The sequence below is a fragment of the Derxia gummosa DSM 723 genome, assembly GCF_000482785.1.
In the GTDB taxonomy this organism is placed as follows: domain Bacteria; phylum Pseudomonadota; class Gammaproteobacteria; order Burkholderiales; family Burkholderiaceae_E; genus Derxia; species Derxia gummosa.
The window spans coordinates 386,789-400,046 of the sequence record NZ_AXWS01000007.1 but is presented as its reverse complement, the minus strand read 5'-3'; the positions used below and the strand labels follow the sequence as shown (position 1 = coordinate 400,046).

General features: G+C 67.5%; 12 protein-coding genes and 1 pseudogene. 5 read left to right on the top strand and 8 right to left on the bottom strand.

Annotation, left to right across the window (positions count from 1 at the left end; genetic code table 11):
• Positions 1-40 precede the first annotated feature (40 nt).
• On the top strand, positions 41-1,051 hold the full coding sequence (gene murB, locus H566_RS0102970) for a UDP-N-acetylmuramate dehydrogenase (RefSeq protein WP_034410344.1): 1,011 nt from the start codon (positions 41-43) through the stop codon (positions 1,049-1,051).
• A 49-nt stretch (positions 1,052-1,100) separates the two neighbouring features.
• Positions 1,101-1,307, top strand: coding sequence for a hypothetical protein (locus tag H566_RS0102965; protein WP_028310258.1), 207 nt, complete (start codon positions 1,101-1,103; stop codon positions 1,305-1,307).
• 363 nt (positions 1,308-1,670) lie between these two features.
• Here H566_RS0102965 and H566_RS22575 read toward each other — a convergent pair.
• The 4 genes and pseudogenes from H566_RS22575 to H566_RS0102945 form a co-directional block, all read right to left on the bottom strand.
• Positions 1,671-2,882 (bottom strand): annotated as a pseudogene (locus tag H566_RS22575) (argininosuccinate synthase); the annotation flags it as partial.
• A gap of 397 nt (positions 2,883-3,279) precedes the next feature.
• Positions 3,280-4,005: a chorismate mutase family protein gene (locus H566_RS29580; protein WP_028310257.1), complete on the bottom strand. Its 726-nt coding sequence runs from the start codon at positions 4,003-4,005 to the stop codon at positions 3,280-3,282.
• 58 nt (positions 4,006-4,063) lie between these two features.
• Positions 4,064-4,981: an ornithine carbamoyltransferase gene (gene argF / locus H566_RS0102950; RefSeq protein WP_211238027.1), complete on the bottom strand. Its 918-nt coding sequence runs from the start codon at positions 4,979-4,981 to the stop codon at positions 4,064-4,066.
• Positions 4,982-4,983: 2 nt separating this feature from the next.
• Entirely contained in the window at positions 4,984-6,183 is a 1,200-nt protein-coding gene (locus tag H566_RS0102945) for an aspartate aminotransferase family protein (RefSeq protein WP_028310255.1), read from the bottom strand.
• Between the two features lie 263 nt (positions 6,184-6,446).
• On the opposite strand from H566_RS0102945, the gene H566_RS0102940 reads away from it, so the two are divergent.
• Entirely contained in the window at positions 6,447-6,779 is a 333-nt protein-coding gene (locus tag H566_RS0102940) for a DUF3579 domain-containing protein (protein ID WP_028310254.1), read from the top strand.
• Positions 6,780-7,084: 305 nt separating this feature from the next.
• Here the strand turns inward: H566_RS0102940 and rpsT are convergent, their stop codons facing one another.
• Positions 7,085-7,351, bottom strand: coding sequence for a 30S ribosomal protein S20 (gene rpsT / locus H566_RS0102935; RefSeq protein ID WP_028310253.1), 267 nt, complete (start codon positions 7,349-7,351; stop codon positions 7,085-7,087).
• Positions 7,352-7,509: 158 nt separating this feature from the next.
• The gene (locus tag H566_RS22565; protein WP_156924277.1) at positions 7,510-7,731 is read right to left on the bottom strand and encodes a hypothetical protein; all 222 of its coding nucleotides are present in this window, start codon (positions 7,729-7,731) and stop codon (positions 7,510-7,512) included.
• Positions 7,732-7,962: 231 nt separating this feature from the next.
• Between H566_RS22565 and murJ the strand changes: the two genes are divergently transcribed.
• Together murJ and H566_RS0102920 are read left to right on the top strand one after the other, a co-directional pair.
• On the top strand, positions 7,963-9,507 hold the full coding sequence (gene murJ, locus H566_RS0102925) for a murein biosynthesis integral membrane protein MurJ (RefSeq protein WP_028310252.1): 1,545 nt from the start codon (positions 7,963-7,965) through the stop codon (positions 9,505-9,507).
• Between the two features lie 15 nt (positions 9,508-9,522).
• Positions 9,523-10,371 (top strand): SirB1 family protein, encoded by an 849-nt coding sequence (locus H566_RS0102920; protein WP_028310251.1) that lies wholly within the window; start codon positions 9,523-9,525, stop codon positions 10,369-10,371.
• A 66-nt stretch (positions 10,372-10,437) separates the two neighbouring features.
• On the opposite strand, the gene ggt is transcribed toward H566_RS0102920, so the two are convergent.
• On the bottom strand, positions 10,438-12,285 hold the full coding sequence (gene ggt, locus H566_RS0102915; protein ID WP_028310250.1) for a gamma-glutamyltransferase: 1,848 nt from the start codon (positions 12,283-12,285) through the stop codon (positions 10,438-10,440).
• A gap of 230 nt (positions 12,286-12,515) precedes the next feature.
• Positions 12,516-13,172 (bottom strand): adenylate kinase, encoded by a 657-nt coding sequence (adk, locus tag H566_RS0102910; RefSeq protein WP_028310249.1) that lies wholly within the window; start codon positions 13,170-13,172, stop codon positions 12,516-12,518.
• Between the last annotated feature and the right edge of the window lie 86 nt (positions 13,173-13,258).

Sequence of the window (13,258 nt, the reverse complement as noted above, 5' to 3'; positions counted from 1 at the left end):
CGGCCGATTCTAAGTCAGGGCCTCGCCTACAATCGGCCGCATGAAAGTCATCGAGAACGTCGATCTTCGGCCCTTCAACACCCTTCAACTCCCTGCGATTGCAAGCCGTTATTGCGAAGCCGCGTCGGTGGACGACCTGCGTGCCGCGCTGGCCGCGAACGGCGAGGGCCGCGTGCTCATCCTCGGCGGCGGCAGCAACGTGGTGCTGGCGCAGGACTTCGACGGACTGGTTCTGCGCCCGCTGCTGCGTGGCCGCGAACTGCTCGGCGACGACGGCGAGTACCGCCACGTCCGCGTCGGCGCCGGCGAGTCCTGGGCCGACGCCGTCGCCTGGACCTTGGAGCAGGGCTGGGGCGGTCTCGAAAACCTCAGTCTGATTCCGGGCCTGAGCGGCGCGGCGCCGATCCAGAACATCGGCGCCTACGGCGTCGAGCTGGAAGCCGTGCTCGACCGGCTCGAGGCACTCGACCTTGTCAGTGGCGAGGTGCGCGAATTCACGCGCGCCGAATGCCGGTTTGGTTACCGCGATTCGGTATTCAAGCGAGAGCTGGCCGGGCGTGTCGTCATCACCGCGCTGCGGCTCAAGCTGCCGCTCGACTGGCAGCCGAGGCTTGGCTATCGCGAGCTGGCCGATGCACTTGCAAGCACTGGCATTGACCGCCCGTCGCCGCGTGATGTGGCCGATGCGGTCATCGCGCTGCGGCAGCGCAAGCTGCCCGACTGGCGGGTGCTCGGCAACGCCGGCAGCTTCTTCAAGAACCCGGTCGTCAATACCGATACGTACGCGACTTTGCGCATTGCCCATCCGGGCGTCGTCGGGCATCAGCAGTCCGATGGCAGCGTGAAGCTCGCAGCGGGATGGCTGATCGAGCAGGCGGGATGGAAGGGGCGCGATCTGGGGCGCGTCGGGATGTACGAACGGCAGGCGCTGGTGCTTGTCAATCGTGGTGGCGCGACGGGCGCTGAGGTGCTGGCGCTGCGCGACGCGGTGCGTGCCTCGGTGCACGAGCGTTTCGGTGTCGATCTGGAGCCGGAACCGCTGGTGGTGTGAACGGGCAAGCCTCGCCATGCGAGCGTGGCGGCAACGCGGGGAATCGGGAATGTCTTGGTCGGACTTGAGCAGGCGCGAGAAGCAGCTGTGCATCGCGCTGGGTTTGATGATGGTGCTGATGTACCTGAGCCATCAGCATGAGCTGATCGGCGTGGATGGCGCGCTCGTGTGCAGCTGGATCGCCCTTGGCGTGTTCCTGGGAGTGCTGGTGCTGTTCCTGCTGCCTGAGGGCAACTCCAGGAACGGCGTGCGCTGAAAGCGCTTGCGGCCGGCGCCTCTTGCAGGCGCCGGCCGGCAGGCCTGCCGATTACTCGGTGGCCTGCTTGGCGGCGGCCGTCTTGCGCGGCGCGCGCTTCTTCGCGGCGACCGGCGCTTCGGTCACGGCCGGCGCGGGCGCGGCTTCGGCCGGAGCGGCCTCGATGGCGGCCGGCGCTTCGGCGACCGGCTTGGCGGCCTTCTTCGCGGCCTTCTTGGCGACGGGCTTGGGAGCCGCGGTCTTCACGGCCGGCTTGGCGCTCTCGACCTCGGCCTTCGCGACGGGGGCTCCGGTCTTCGCGGCTTCAGCCTTGGGCGCGGCCTTCTTCGCGGTCTTGCGGGCGGGCTTGCTTGCGGCGGCCTTGTTGGCGGCGATGCGCAGGCGCAGCGCGTTCAGCTTGATGAAGCCGCCGGCGTCAGCTTGGTTGTAGGCGCCGCCGTCATCGTCGAAGGTGCTGATCTTGGCGTCGAACAGCGAGTTCGCCGACTCGCGGCCCACGACCATGATCGTGCCCTTGTACAGCTTGAGCTTGACCGTGCCGTTCACCTTCGCCTGCGAGGCGTCGATGAGGCCTTGCAGCAGTTCGCGCTCGGGGCTGAACCAGTAGCCGTTGTAGATCATGCGGGCGTAGCGCGGCATGAGGTCGTCCTTGAGCGCGACGACTTCACGGTCGAGCGTGATCGACTCGATGGCGCGATGGCCCTTCAGGAGGATGGTGCCCCCCGGGGTTTCGTAGCAGCCGCGGCTCTTCATGCCGACATAGCGGTTCTCGACGAGGTCGAGGCGGCCGATGCCGTGCTTGCCGCCGAGCTTGTTGAGCGTGTCCAGCACTTCATGCGGCTTCAGGCGCTGACCGTCGATCGCGACGACGTCGCCCTTCTCGTAGGTGAGCTCGATGATCTGCGGCTTGCCCGGCGCCTTTTCAGGCGACACGGTCAGGCGCCACATGTTGTCTTCGGGCGCGAAGTTCGGATCCTCCAGGATGCCGCCTTCATAGCTGATGTGCAGCAGGTTGGCGTCCATCGAGTAGGGCGCGCCGCCGCCCTTGCGCTTCTTGAAGTCCACCGGAATCTTGTGCGCGTCGGCGTAGGCCAGCAGCTTCTCGCGCGACAGCAGGTCCCATTCGCGCCACGGCGCGATGACCTTGACATTCGGCAGCAGCGCGTAGGCGCCCAGCTCGAAGCGCACCTGGTCGTTGCCCTTGCCGGTCGCGCCGTGGCTGATGGCGTCGGCGCCGGTCTTCTTTGCGATCTCGATCAGCTGCTTGGCGATCAGCGGACGCGCGATCGAGGTGCCCAGCAGGTATTCGCCTTCGTACACGGTGTTCGCGCGGAACATCGGGAAGACGAAGTCGCGCACGAATTCTTCGCGCAGGTCCTGGATGAAGATGTTCTCGGGCTTGATGCCGAGCGCGATCGCCTTCTTGCGCGCGGGCTCGACTTCCTCGCCCTGGCCGATGTCGGCAGTGAAGGTCACGACCTCGCACTGATAGACGTCCTGCAGCCATTTGAGAATGACCGACGTGTCGAGGCCGCCCGAATAGGCGAGCACGACCTTCTTCACTTTGTTGCTCATCGATGGTCCCGTGAGTGGGTGGGGTGCCGGCGCAGACCCGGCCCCGAGTCTGGTCCTGCGCATGGCGTTTTTCTGGTCCGGAAAGGTCACCGTTCGTCGAGGGCGGCGGGGCAGGGGGCCGGTTGGGGCGACCTGCGTCAGGCGTGCTGCGGGGTGGCGAACGGGATCAGGCTTGGCCGGCCGGCTTCCGGCGCGCGCGATTATGCCATCGGGGTGACATACGACCGTGGGCCGACTGCCGGACGTTGGCGGAGGCTGGCACGGCGGTGGCTTGCAAGCCTTTGCAGGGCAACCCGCGATGCGCGGCGCGCCGGGTTGCGTCCCGCGCGGTTGCCTGGAGTGGGTGTGATCGTTCCCGCTGGGGGCGGACGCCAATGGCGCGGCGGCACCCGGTTGGTCAGTCGCTCGCGCGGTCGAGCAGCGGCCTGATCGCGATGGCGCGCGTCGGATCGGACAGCGCCGAGCGCGTCGGCAGCTTGTCCTTCGCATGTGCGGCGATCGCGTTCTTCGCGCCGATCGCGCGCAGGGCCGGCGCGGCGTCGGCCAGCGCCCGCATCAGCTTGGGCGTGATGCGGTCGGACACGGCCTGCACCTGGGCATCGCCGCGGATCAGCGTCATCGTCGGCGGCGTGCCGGCGCGGGTCCATTGCGCCCACAGCGCCGACTGCACGTAGCGGCTCGCCTCGCTCTGGGCGCGGAAGTAGTCGCGCACGAGATCGGGGTCGGCGTTGAAGTCGCGTGCGAGGCGGGCGGCCGCGTCGCCGCGCGCGGCATCGATGTCGGCGCCCGGCGCGACGGGCTTGCCCTGGGCGGCGTTCCAGCGGATGCGCGCGACGTCGGGCGCGAGGTTGAGCAGATCTCGCGTGAGCAGCAGCAGGTTGTCGAGCTTCGCGAGCTGGTCGGCGGTGATCGGCGCGGGCGGCAGAGGCCTGGCCGGTGTCGTGCCGGCCGCCGCCGCAGGCGGAGCCGGTGTGGTGGCTGCTGGCGCGGATGCCGCCGCGCCCGGTGCAGGCGTACTCGGCGTGGGAGCAGGCGCGCTCCCGCTGTGGCCCGGGATGTTCGTCGCGGTGCACGCGGCGAGGGCGATGGCGGTCAGGCAGGCGAGAGGAGAGGTCGTTCGCATGGGCTTGAGGGCTGGCGAGGCAGCTTGAACGACCGGCCGCCCCGCGCGATGGCCTGCCTCAGTCGATGCGACCGAGCAGCAGGTATTCCATGAGCGCCTTCTGCGCATGCAGGCGGTTCTCGGCTTCATCCCAGACCACGCTTTGCGGGCCGTCGATGACTTCGGCCGTCACTTCTTCGCCGCGATGCGCGGGCAGGCAGTGCATGAACAGCGCGTCGGCATGGGCGACGCCCATGAGCTTGCCGTTCACCTGCCAGTCTGCAAACGCTTTCATGCGCGCCTCGTTCTCGGCTTCCCAGCCCATCGAGGTCCAGACGTCGGTGGTGACGAGGTCGGCGCCACAGCAGGCGTCGGCCGGATCGGCAAACACCTCGAAGTGCTTGCCGTCGGTCACGCCCGCCAGCGAGGCATCGACGCGGTAGCCCGGCGGCGTGCTGACGTTGACCTTGAAGTCGAGCACCTCGGCGGCCTGGAGCCAGGTATTGCACATGTTGTTGGCATCGCCGATCCACGCCACCGTCTTGCCCTGGATGCTGCCGCGGTGCTCCACGAAGGTGAGGATGTCCGCGAGGATCTGGCAGGGATGGAACTCGTTGGTGAGTCCGTTGATGACCGGTACCCGTGAGCACTGCGCGAAGCGCTCGACGATCGACTGCTCGTAGGTGCGGATCATCACCAGGTCGCACATGCGGCTGATGACCTGGGCTGCATCCTCCACCGGCTCGCCGCGACCGAGCTGCGAGTCGCGCGTGTTGAGGTAGATGGCCGCGCCGCCGAGCTGATGCATGCCCGCCTCGAAGCTCAGCCGCGTGCGCGTGCTGGCCTTCTCGAAAATCATGACGAGCGTGCGATCGGCCAGCGGGTAGTAGGTCTCGAACTGCTTGTACTTGCGCTTAATGATCTTGGCGCGTTCGAAGACATGCTCGGTTTCGGCCCGGGTCAGGTCCTTGAACTGGAGGTAGTGCTTGATCGCCATGGTCATTCGAGCAGGAAGTTCTTGATGATCGGAGCCACGCCCGCGACGAGCAGGTCGGCTTCGGCCGTCGTCATGATGAGCGGCGGCAGCAGGCGCACGACCTTGTCGCGCGTCACGTTGATGAGGAAACCCGCCTCCAGCGCGCGGGTCACGATCACGCCGCAGGGCCGGTCGAGTTCGATGCCGATCATCAGGCCCTGGCCTCGAATGTCCGTCACGCCCGCGACACCTTCGAGCGCGGCGCGGAAGCCTGCGCGGATGTGGTCGCCGATGACGACGGCATGCTGAAGCAGGCCGTCTTCCTCAAGCGTCTGGAGCGTGCAGGTACCGGCACGCATGGCGAGCGGATTGCCGCCGAAGGTCGTGCCGAAGTTGCCCGGGCCGATGAGCTTTGCCGCCGAGCCGCGCACCGCGAGCGCGCCGATCGGCACGCCCGAGCCAAGACCCTTGGCCAGCGTGATCGCATCCGGCTCGATGCCGGCATGCTGGTAGCCGAACCAAGTGCCCGTGCGGCCGACGCCGCATTGCACTTCGTCGAGGATGAGCAGCCAGCCGCGCTCGTCGCACAGCTTGCGCAGACCCTGGAGGTACTCGACGCTAGCGAGGTTGATGCCGCCTTCGCCCTGGAGCACTTCCAGCATCACCGAGTTGATCTCGGGATTCGTCTCGGCCACCTCGATGATGGCGGCGAGGTTGTTGTGCGGCACGCGCACGAAGCATTCGTCCTGCATCGGCTCGAAGCCCTTGCGCGCCTTCGGGCTGTCGGTCGCGGCCAGCGTCGCGATCGTGCGGCCATGCCAGGCGTTCTCCATCACCACCGTCTTGATGAAGTCCTTGCCCTGCTTGTAGCCGTAAAAGCGCGCGAGCTTGATCGCGTTCTCGTTCGCCTCGGCGCCTGAGCTGCAAAAGAACACTTCCTCCATGCCCGAACGGGCGCAGATCGCGTCGGCCAGATCTTCCTGGCCGCGCACGCCGTAGATGTTGGACGTGTGGATGAGCTTGCCGATCTGGTCGGTCAGTGCAGCAACCAGCTTGGGATGCGCATGACCGAGCCCGTTGACGGCGATGCCGGCAAGTCCGTCGAGGTACTTGCGGCCCTGCTCGTCCCAGAGCCAGACACCTTCACCACGCGCGAGCGTGATCGGCAGGCGGCCATAGGTGTTCATGACATGCGAGGTCTTGATGGGCTCGGGTGCGTTCATGTCGGTTCCGTACAAATGAAAAGGGCGGTCGCCCGCCCTGGGGCAGATCATAAGCGAAGGGGAATGCGCGTCAGCGATCGCCTTCAGGTGTGGCGCTGACGCTTCGGTGCGGCGAAAGGAAGGGCGATTCGCCATCGTCGTCGCGTGGTGTCGTGTCGCCATGCGGAATCCTGTTTCCGGAAGGCGAAATGCCCGCGAAGTGAATGAAGGGTTCGTGACCGACCCGCGATTACAATTCGGCTCCCCTGTCCGGGTCCAATGCCATGGCCGATCCCATACCCAATTCCATCAGACAGGTAGTCATCCTCGGCAAGACGCAGGATGGCAAAACCTTCCGACCGAGCGACTGGGCCGAACGTCTTTGCGGCGTGATGTCCCCATTCCGGCCCAATGCAGGCCGCGGCGTCCAATCCCATATCGGTTATTCGCCATATGTGCGTCCAAGCTTTCAGGACGGCATCAAGTGCGTGATCGTCGACACCCGTCTGCGCGACATCGAACCGATGGCACTCCAGTTCGTTCTCAATTTCGCTGCCGACAACAATCTTCAGACGATCAGCAGCAGCCAGCCGCCAGCGCCCGCCGAACCCGCCTGAATACTCTCCGAACTGGCCGGCGTTTCTCCAGCCGGCAATCCGACTGATCCGCGCACACCGCTGCCGACTTGGCGTTTTTGACCGGCCTGATTGCAGAAAGGGTCGCGGAAGCGGATTCATTTCGAGGGCAGATCAATTTCCAGAAGCCATTGGCTGCGACTGTCGATAGCACAGGGCCTGCTGCTCGGGAATTTTCCAGTCTGACCGTCATTGATGACGGACTCTGATGCGACAAAAACAAAAAAGCCGCCGGGCAGGTGCCGGGCGGCTTTCTCGAGGCGCTGACGCCGGTCGGCGATGCGACCTCAGGCGGCGAGGGCCTTCAATGCAGCAGCCAGGCGGCTCTTGTGGCGAGCCGCCTTGTTTCGATGAACGATGCGCTTCGCGGCGATGGAATCGATCACGCTGGTCGCGGCACGGAAGTTCGCGATGGCGGCTTCCTTGTCACCGGTAGCGATGGCCTTGCGCACGCCCTTGACGGCAGTGCGATAGCGCGAACGAAGTGCCGAATTGGCGACGTTGAGTTTGACGGCTTGGCGAGCGCGCTTACGCGCTTGAGCGGAATTGGCCATGTTTGCTTGCTGTGCTTTCCGGGGTTCTGCGCGGGGGACCCGCACTGTCGCGCAGACTCGGTGCGCGATGAAACTGGGCTGATGAACACGCGATTATAAAAGTCATACGCAAGAATGGCAAATCGATTGAGGCGGATTGCTTCAATCGCCTGTACGGATCAGTGCTCGTTCGATCCGCGCAGATGCCGGTCGGTGCTTTCGATCACGGGTTGCAGGCCCGTGTCGACGCTGCCGCTCTGAACATCGTCGAAGGCCTTGCGCGTCCGTTCCGCGTCCTTGGGCTGATCGCGGGTCTGATCCGCGACCGACTGGTCGTGCTCGTGCGGCAGCTTCGGATCAGGATGGCGGTCGCGGGGTGTGCGGCGGGTATCGGTGCTCATGACGGTGTCCTGGGATGGAAGGCGGCGGGCCGACAGGGTCGGCATCCTCTTCAGGAAAGCATGGCGGGCATAGGTAGCGCCGTCGGCGTGCGGCATCTTCCGCTGTCGTCACAGGCCGACGTGAGGCGGGGGATGCGTCGGCGGCGTGGGCGGCTGTCCCGACAAGGCGAGCATGGCGGCCGGAAAGAACCGATTGGCTACACTGCCCGCCGGCATTTCTCCTCCCCCAAGATGAATCTCCTCAAGACTCTCGCGACGGTGAGCGGCCTCACGCTGCTGTCGCGCATCTCCGGTCTCGTCCGCGATCTGCTCACCGCCCGGCTGTTCGGCGCGTCGCTGATGACCGATGCCTTCTTCCTCGCATTCAGCCTGCCGAACCTGCTGCGGCGCCTGTTTGCCGAAGGCGCGTTCTCGCAGGCCTTCGTGCCCATTCTTGGCGAGTACAAGGGACGCAAGAGCGAGGACGAGACGCGCAGCCTCATCGACGATGTGGCCACCATCCTCGCCTGGGTGCTGCTGGCGGTGACGGCGCTGGGCGTCCTGGCGGCGCCGGTGCTGATCTGGATCGTCGCGCCGGGCTTTTCGGCCGATCCGCCCAAGTTCGCGACCGCCGTATCGCTGCTGCGGATCATGTTTCCGTACATCGGCTTCATCTCGCTGGTGGCGCTGGCGGGCGGGATTCTCAATACCTGGGCGCGGTTCTCGGTGCCCGCCTTCACGCCGGTGCTGCTGAACCTGAGCTTCATCGTGTCGATGGTGGTGTTCGCGCGCGGTGACGATCCGTCGATCGAGGTGCTGGGCTGGGCGGTGCTGGGCGGCGGCGTGCTGCAACTGGCCTTCCAGGTGCCGGCGCTCATGAAGATCGGGATGCTGCCGCGCATCCGCGTCGATCTGCGCGCGGCCTGGGCCGACGCGGGTGTGCGCCGGGTGCTCAAGCAGATGGGGCCGGCGGTGCTGGGCGTGTCGGTGGCGCAGGTGTCGCTGGTCATCAACCGCGTGTTCCAGAGCTTTCTCGGCACCGGCTCGATTTCGTGGCTGTTCTATGCCGACCGGCTGATGGAGTTCCCGACCGGCATGCTGGGCGTGGCGCTCGGCACCATCCTGCTGCCCTATCTGAGCCGCGCCAACGCGGCCGAGCGGCATGACGACTACAACGCGCTGCTCGACTGGGGCCTGCGCATCGCCTGCCTGCTGGCGCTGCCGGCGGCGGTCGCGCTGATGGTGCTGGCGCTGCCGCTGATCGCGACGATGTTCCATCACGGGCGCTTCGGTGCCGAGGACGTGGTGATGAGCGCGGGCGCGCTACGTGCCTACGCCGTCGGCCTGCCGGGGCTGATCCTCGTGAAGGTACTGGCGCCCGGTTTCTATGCCCGCCAGGACCTGCGCACGCCGGTACGTATTGCACTGCTGGTGCTGCTTGCGACCCAGGCGATGAACGTCGCTTTCATCGGGCCACTCAAGCACGCGGGCCTGGCACTGGCGATCGGGCTGGGTGCCTGCATCAACGCGAGCCTGCTGTTCCGGGGTCTGCGCCGGCGCGGCATCTACACGCCGCTGCCGGGCTGGGGCGGCTTTGCCTGGCGCATCGCGGTGGCGCTGGTGATGCTGGGCGGCACGCTCTGGCTGGCGGCGTCGAGCTTCGACTGGCTGGCCGATGGCCATGCCTGGCTGCGCGTCGCGGTGCTGGCCGGCGTGGTGAGCGGCGGCATCGCGGTCTATGGGCTGACTTTGCTCGTGCTAGGTTTCCGGCCAAAGGACTTCAAGCGCCGGGTCTGATCCGGCCGCGCGGCCATGACAGTCACTCCCATCTCGACGCTCGACTACTGGGCCATGCTCGTCGGCGAGGACGACAGCCTGCCGCTGTTCGAGGCGGCGGCCTCGGTCGCGCAGGACGCCTATCCGGGCCTCGACCTCGAACCGCTGCTCGACGCGGTGGACAGCTTCGCGGCCCGGTTGCGCGGGCGCCTGACCGACGATGCGACGGTCGTGCACAAGCTGCGCATGCTCAACCACCTGTTCTTCGGCGAGCTGCACTTCCGCGGCAACGCCAACGACTATCACGATCCCGAGAACAGCTATCTCAACCGCGTGATCGACCGCCGCTGCGGCATCCCGATCACGCTTGCCATCCTCTACATCGAGATCGGCCGTCAGGCCGGCATTCCGTTGCAGGGCGTGTGCTTTCCCGGCCATTACCTCGTCAAGACGCGCGCCAATGGCGGCGAGGTGTTCATCGACGTGTTCGACCAGGGGCGCTCGCTGTCGCGTGGCGAGCTGGAAGCGCGACTGGTCAACCATCTGCCCGACGATGCCGACCCCACGCTCGAACTCGGCCATCACCTGCATTCGGCCCGCCCGCGCGAGACGCTGGCCCGAATGCTCCGCAACCTGAAGATGATCCATCTGCGCGACGACGACTGGGGACGACTGCTGCCGGTGCAGCAGCGGCTGGTGGCGCTGCTGCCCGACGAGCCGACCGAGCTGCGCGACCGCGGCTTCGTCTACTCGCGGCTCGATTGTCCGCGCGCGGCGATCGCCGATTTCGAGGCCTATCTCGACGCAGCGCCCGATTGCGCCGACGGCCCGGCGGTGCGCGTGCGCATCGACGAGCTGCGGCCGGAGGCGGATCGGCTCAACTGAGTGGCGGTCGGCGGCACGGACGATACGGGGCCGCGCTCGGGCTCGACCCCGCCCGCCCCGATCATGTCAGTCGCCCAGCGCCGTTCCGTCGCGGCGACGGTCGGCGCCACCGACCAGCAGCCGCCCGCCAGCGGGCAGCGCCTGCACGACGATGCCCTGCACGCCGCTCGTCATGTCCACTTCCGCCACCTCGTGGCCGCGCTCGCGCAGCGCGGCGGCAAGGCTCGCGGGCACGGCGCCGCGTTCCAGCTCGGTCGGCCCGTTGCGGCTGCCGAAGTTCGGAAGATCGATTGCCGATTGCAGGTCGAGGCCCCAGTCGGTCAGGCCCACCAGCGTCTTGGCCACGTATTCGATGATCTGCGAGCCGCCCGGCGCGCCGAGTACCGCCACCAGCCGCCCGCCGTCGCGTTCGAACACCAGCGTCGGCGCCATCGACGAGCGCGGCCGCTTGCCCGGCTCGACGCGGTTGGCCACCGGCCGGCCGCCGTCCTCGGGCAGGAAGGAAAAATCGGTCAGCTGGTTGTTGAGCAGGAAGCCGCGCACCATCAGCCGCGAACCGAACAGCCATTCGATCGACGTCGTGAGCGACACCGCCATCCCCTGCGCATCGACGATGCTGATCTGCGACGTGCCGGACTCGCGCACCGAGGCGTCGGGCGCGAAGGCGAGACGGCTGCCCGGCGGCAGTCCGGCCGGCGCTACGCCCAGGCTTCGGTCGGTCACGAGCGCGGCGCGGCGAGCGAGATAGCCCGCGTCGAGCAGGCCGGCGAGGTTGACCGGCACGAAATCGGCATCGGCCAGCCACAGCGCCCGATCGGCGTAGGCGAGGCGCTCGACTTCGCTCAGCAGATGGACCGCGTCGGGCTGGGGTTGCAGCCGGCCGTCCACTTCCACCGGCGGCACGACCGAGATGTTGCGGCGCGCGAGCATGCCCAGCACCTGCGCCACCGCCACGCCGCCGGAGGACGGCGGCGGCATGCCGCAGACGCGCCAGCGCTTGTAGTCGGCGCAGACCGGCTCGCGCCGCCTTGTTTCGTAGCGCTCGAAGTCGGCGAGGTCGAGCAGGCCCGGATTCGTGCTCGCCCGCACCTTGCCGACGATCTCGCGCGCGGTCGGCCCGCGATAGAAGGCGTCGGCGCCGCCCTCGGCGATCGCGCGGTAGGTCGCGGCGAGCGCCGGGTTGCGCAGCAGCTCGCCCTCGGCCTTCGGCCGCCCGTCCGGCTCGAAGAAGTAGGCGCGCGTCTCGGCATCGCCCGCGAGCGCGGTGTCGGATGCGATCTGCCGCGCCAGCCGCGCGCCGATCGGGAACCCGTTCTCGGCCAGCCGGATCGCGGGCGCGAACAGCGTGATCCACGGCAGCCGGCCGTGCTCGCGGTGCATGGCTTCGAGCATGCGCAGGATGCCGGGCGTGCCGACCGAGCGGCCGCCGACGATGGCGCGTTGCAGTTCCATCGGCCGGCCGTCGGCGTCGATGAACAGGCGGCCGTCGGCCTGGAGCGGTGCCGTTTCGCGGCCATCCCAGGCCTCGACTGCCTTGCCGTCCCACAGCAGCGCGAAACCGCCGCCGCCGACGCCCGAGCTTTGCGGCTCGACCAGCCCGAGCACCGCCTGCACCGCCACCGCCGCATCGACCGCCGAGCCGCCCGCGCGCAGCACCTCGCGCCCCACTTCCGCCGCAAGCGGATGGCCGGCCGCGACCATCTGGCGCGTGGCGCTCGGCAGGCTGCCGGCACCATGACGGCCAGTGGAGGTTTCGGGCGGTGGCGGCAGGGCCGTGGCGTCGCCGCGTGGCGGAGCGGACGCGCCGGTCGGTGTCGGCGGGCGGCTGTCTGTGCTGCCCGCCTCCGGCCGGGGACTCGCGCAGCCCGCAAGCGCTGCCAGCAGCGCGAACACGATCAGGGGGCGGCACGCCATGTGGCGGCGGAGTCCAGCCGGGCGGGATTCTGTGGTGACGTGCATGCGGAGCTTTCTCGCGGCGGGGCGTCAGTCAATCATCGGTCGCGCGCGAATCCAATCTGAAACATCGCCATGCCGGCCGGCGCGGCCCGGCCGCCCAGGGCTGTCGGGCGCTCCGCTGCCGGCGAGCGGGCAACAAAAAAGGCCGCTCGAAAGCGGCCTTTTTCAAGCACGGAAGTTGCCCGCGATCAGCTTGCGAGAGCCGCGAAGGCACGGGCCGTCACGGCATCGACGGCGCCCTGGCCGTCGATCTTGCGGTACTTGGGCGCGCCGGCTTCGCCAGCCGTGGCCCAGTCGCCGTAGTACTTGACGAGGGCTTCGGTCTGCTCGTGATAGACCTTCAGGCGCTTGAGGACGGTTTCTTCCTTGTCGTCGTCGCGCTGGATCAGGGCTTCGCCGGTCACGTCGTCGACGCCTTCCGCCTTGGGCGGATTGAACTTGACGTGATAGGTGCGGCCCGAGGCCACGTGCACGCGGCGACCGCTCATGCGCTCGACGATCGGCTCGTCGGGCACGTCGATTTCGAGCACGTAGTCGATGGCGACGCCGGCTTCCTTCATGGCCTCGGCCTGGGGAATCGTGCGCGGGAAGCCGTCGAACAGATAGCCGGCCTTGCAGTCGTCCTGGAGCAGTCGCTCCTTGACGAGGTTGATGATGATGTCGTCGCGCACGAGGCCGCCGGCATCCATGATCTTCTTGGCTTCGATGCCCAGAGGCGTGCCCGCCTTGACCGCCGCGCGAAGCATGTCGCCGGTGGAGATTTGCGGGATGTTGAACTTCTCCTTGATGAAGTTGGCTTGCGTGCCCTTGCCGGCACCAGGCGGCCCAAGAAGGATGAGTCGCATCGGGATTTCCCCAGAGAGTTGTGAATCTTTTTGCCGAGCTTTCACGCGGCGGAAGCGCCTGATTTTACGGGCGCTTTTTCGTCAGT

Coding starts and splice junctions, on each gene's coding strand:
- murJ (WP_028310252.1), top strand. CDS start 7,963: ATGAATCTCCTCAAGACTCTCGCGACGGTGAGCGGCCTCACGCTGCTG.
- adk (WP_028310249.1), bottom strand. CDS start 13,172: ATGCGACTCATCCTTCTTGGGCCGCCTGGTGCCGGCAAGGGCACGCAA.
- H566_RS0102945 (WP_028310255.1), bottom strand. CDS start 6,183: ATGAACGCACCCGAGCCCATCAAGACCTCGCATGTCATGAACACCTAT.
- ggt (WP_028310250.1), bottom strand. CDS start 12,285: ATGGCGTGCCGCCCCCTGATCGTGTTCGCGCTGCTGGCAGCGCTTGCG.
- H566_RS0102920 (WP_028310251.1), top strand. CDS start 9,523: ATGACAGTCACTCCCATCTCGACGCTCGACTACTGGGCCATGCTCGTC.
- murB (WP_034410344.1), top strand. CDS start 41: ATGAAAGTCATCGAGAACGTCGATCTTCGGCCCTTCAACACCCTTCAA.
- H566_RS22565 (WP_156924277.1), bottom strand. CDS start 7,731: ATGAGCACCGATACCCGCCGCACACCCCGCGACCGCCATCCTGATCCG.
- rpsT (WP_028310253.1), bottom strand. CDS start 7,351: ATGGCCAATTCCGCTCAAGCGCGTAAGCGCGCTCGCCAAGCCGTCAAA.
- H566_RS29580 (WP_028310257.1), bottom strand. CDS start 4,005: ATGCGAACGACCTCTCCTCTCGCCTGCCTGACCGCCATCGCCCTCGCC.
- H566_RS0102940 (WP_028310254.1), top strand. CDS start 6,447: ATGGCCGATCCCATACCCAATTCCATCAGACAGGTAGTCATCCTCGGC.
- argF (WP_211238027.1), bottom strand. CDS start 4,981: ATGGCGATCAAGCACTACCTCCAGTTCAAGGACCTGACCCGGGCCGAA.
- H566_RS0102965 (WP_028310258.1), top strand. CDS start 1,101: ATGTCTTGGTCGGACTTGAGCAGGCGCGAGAAGCAGCTGTGCATCGCG.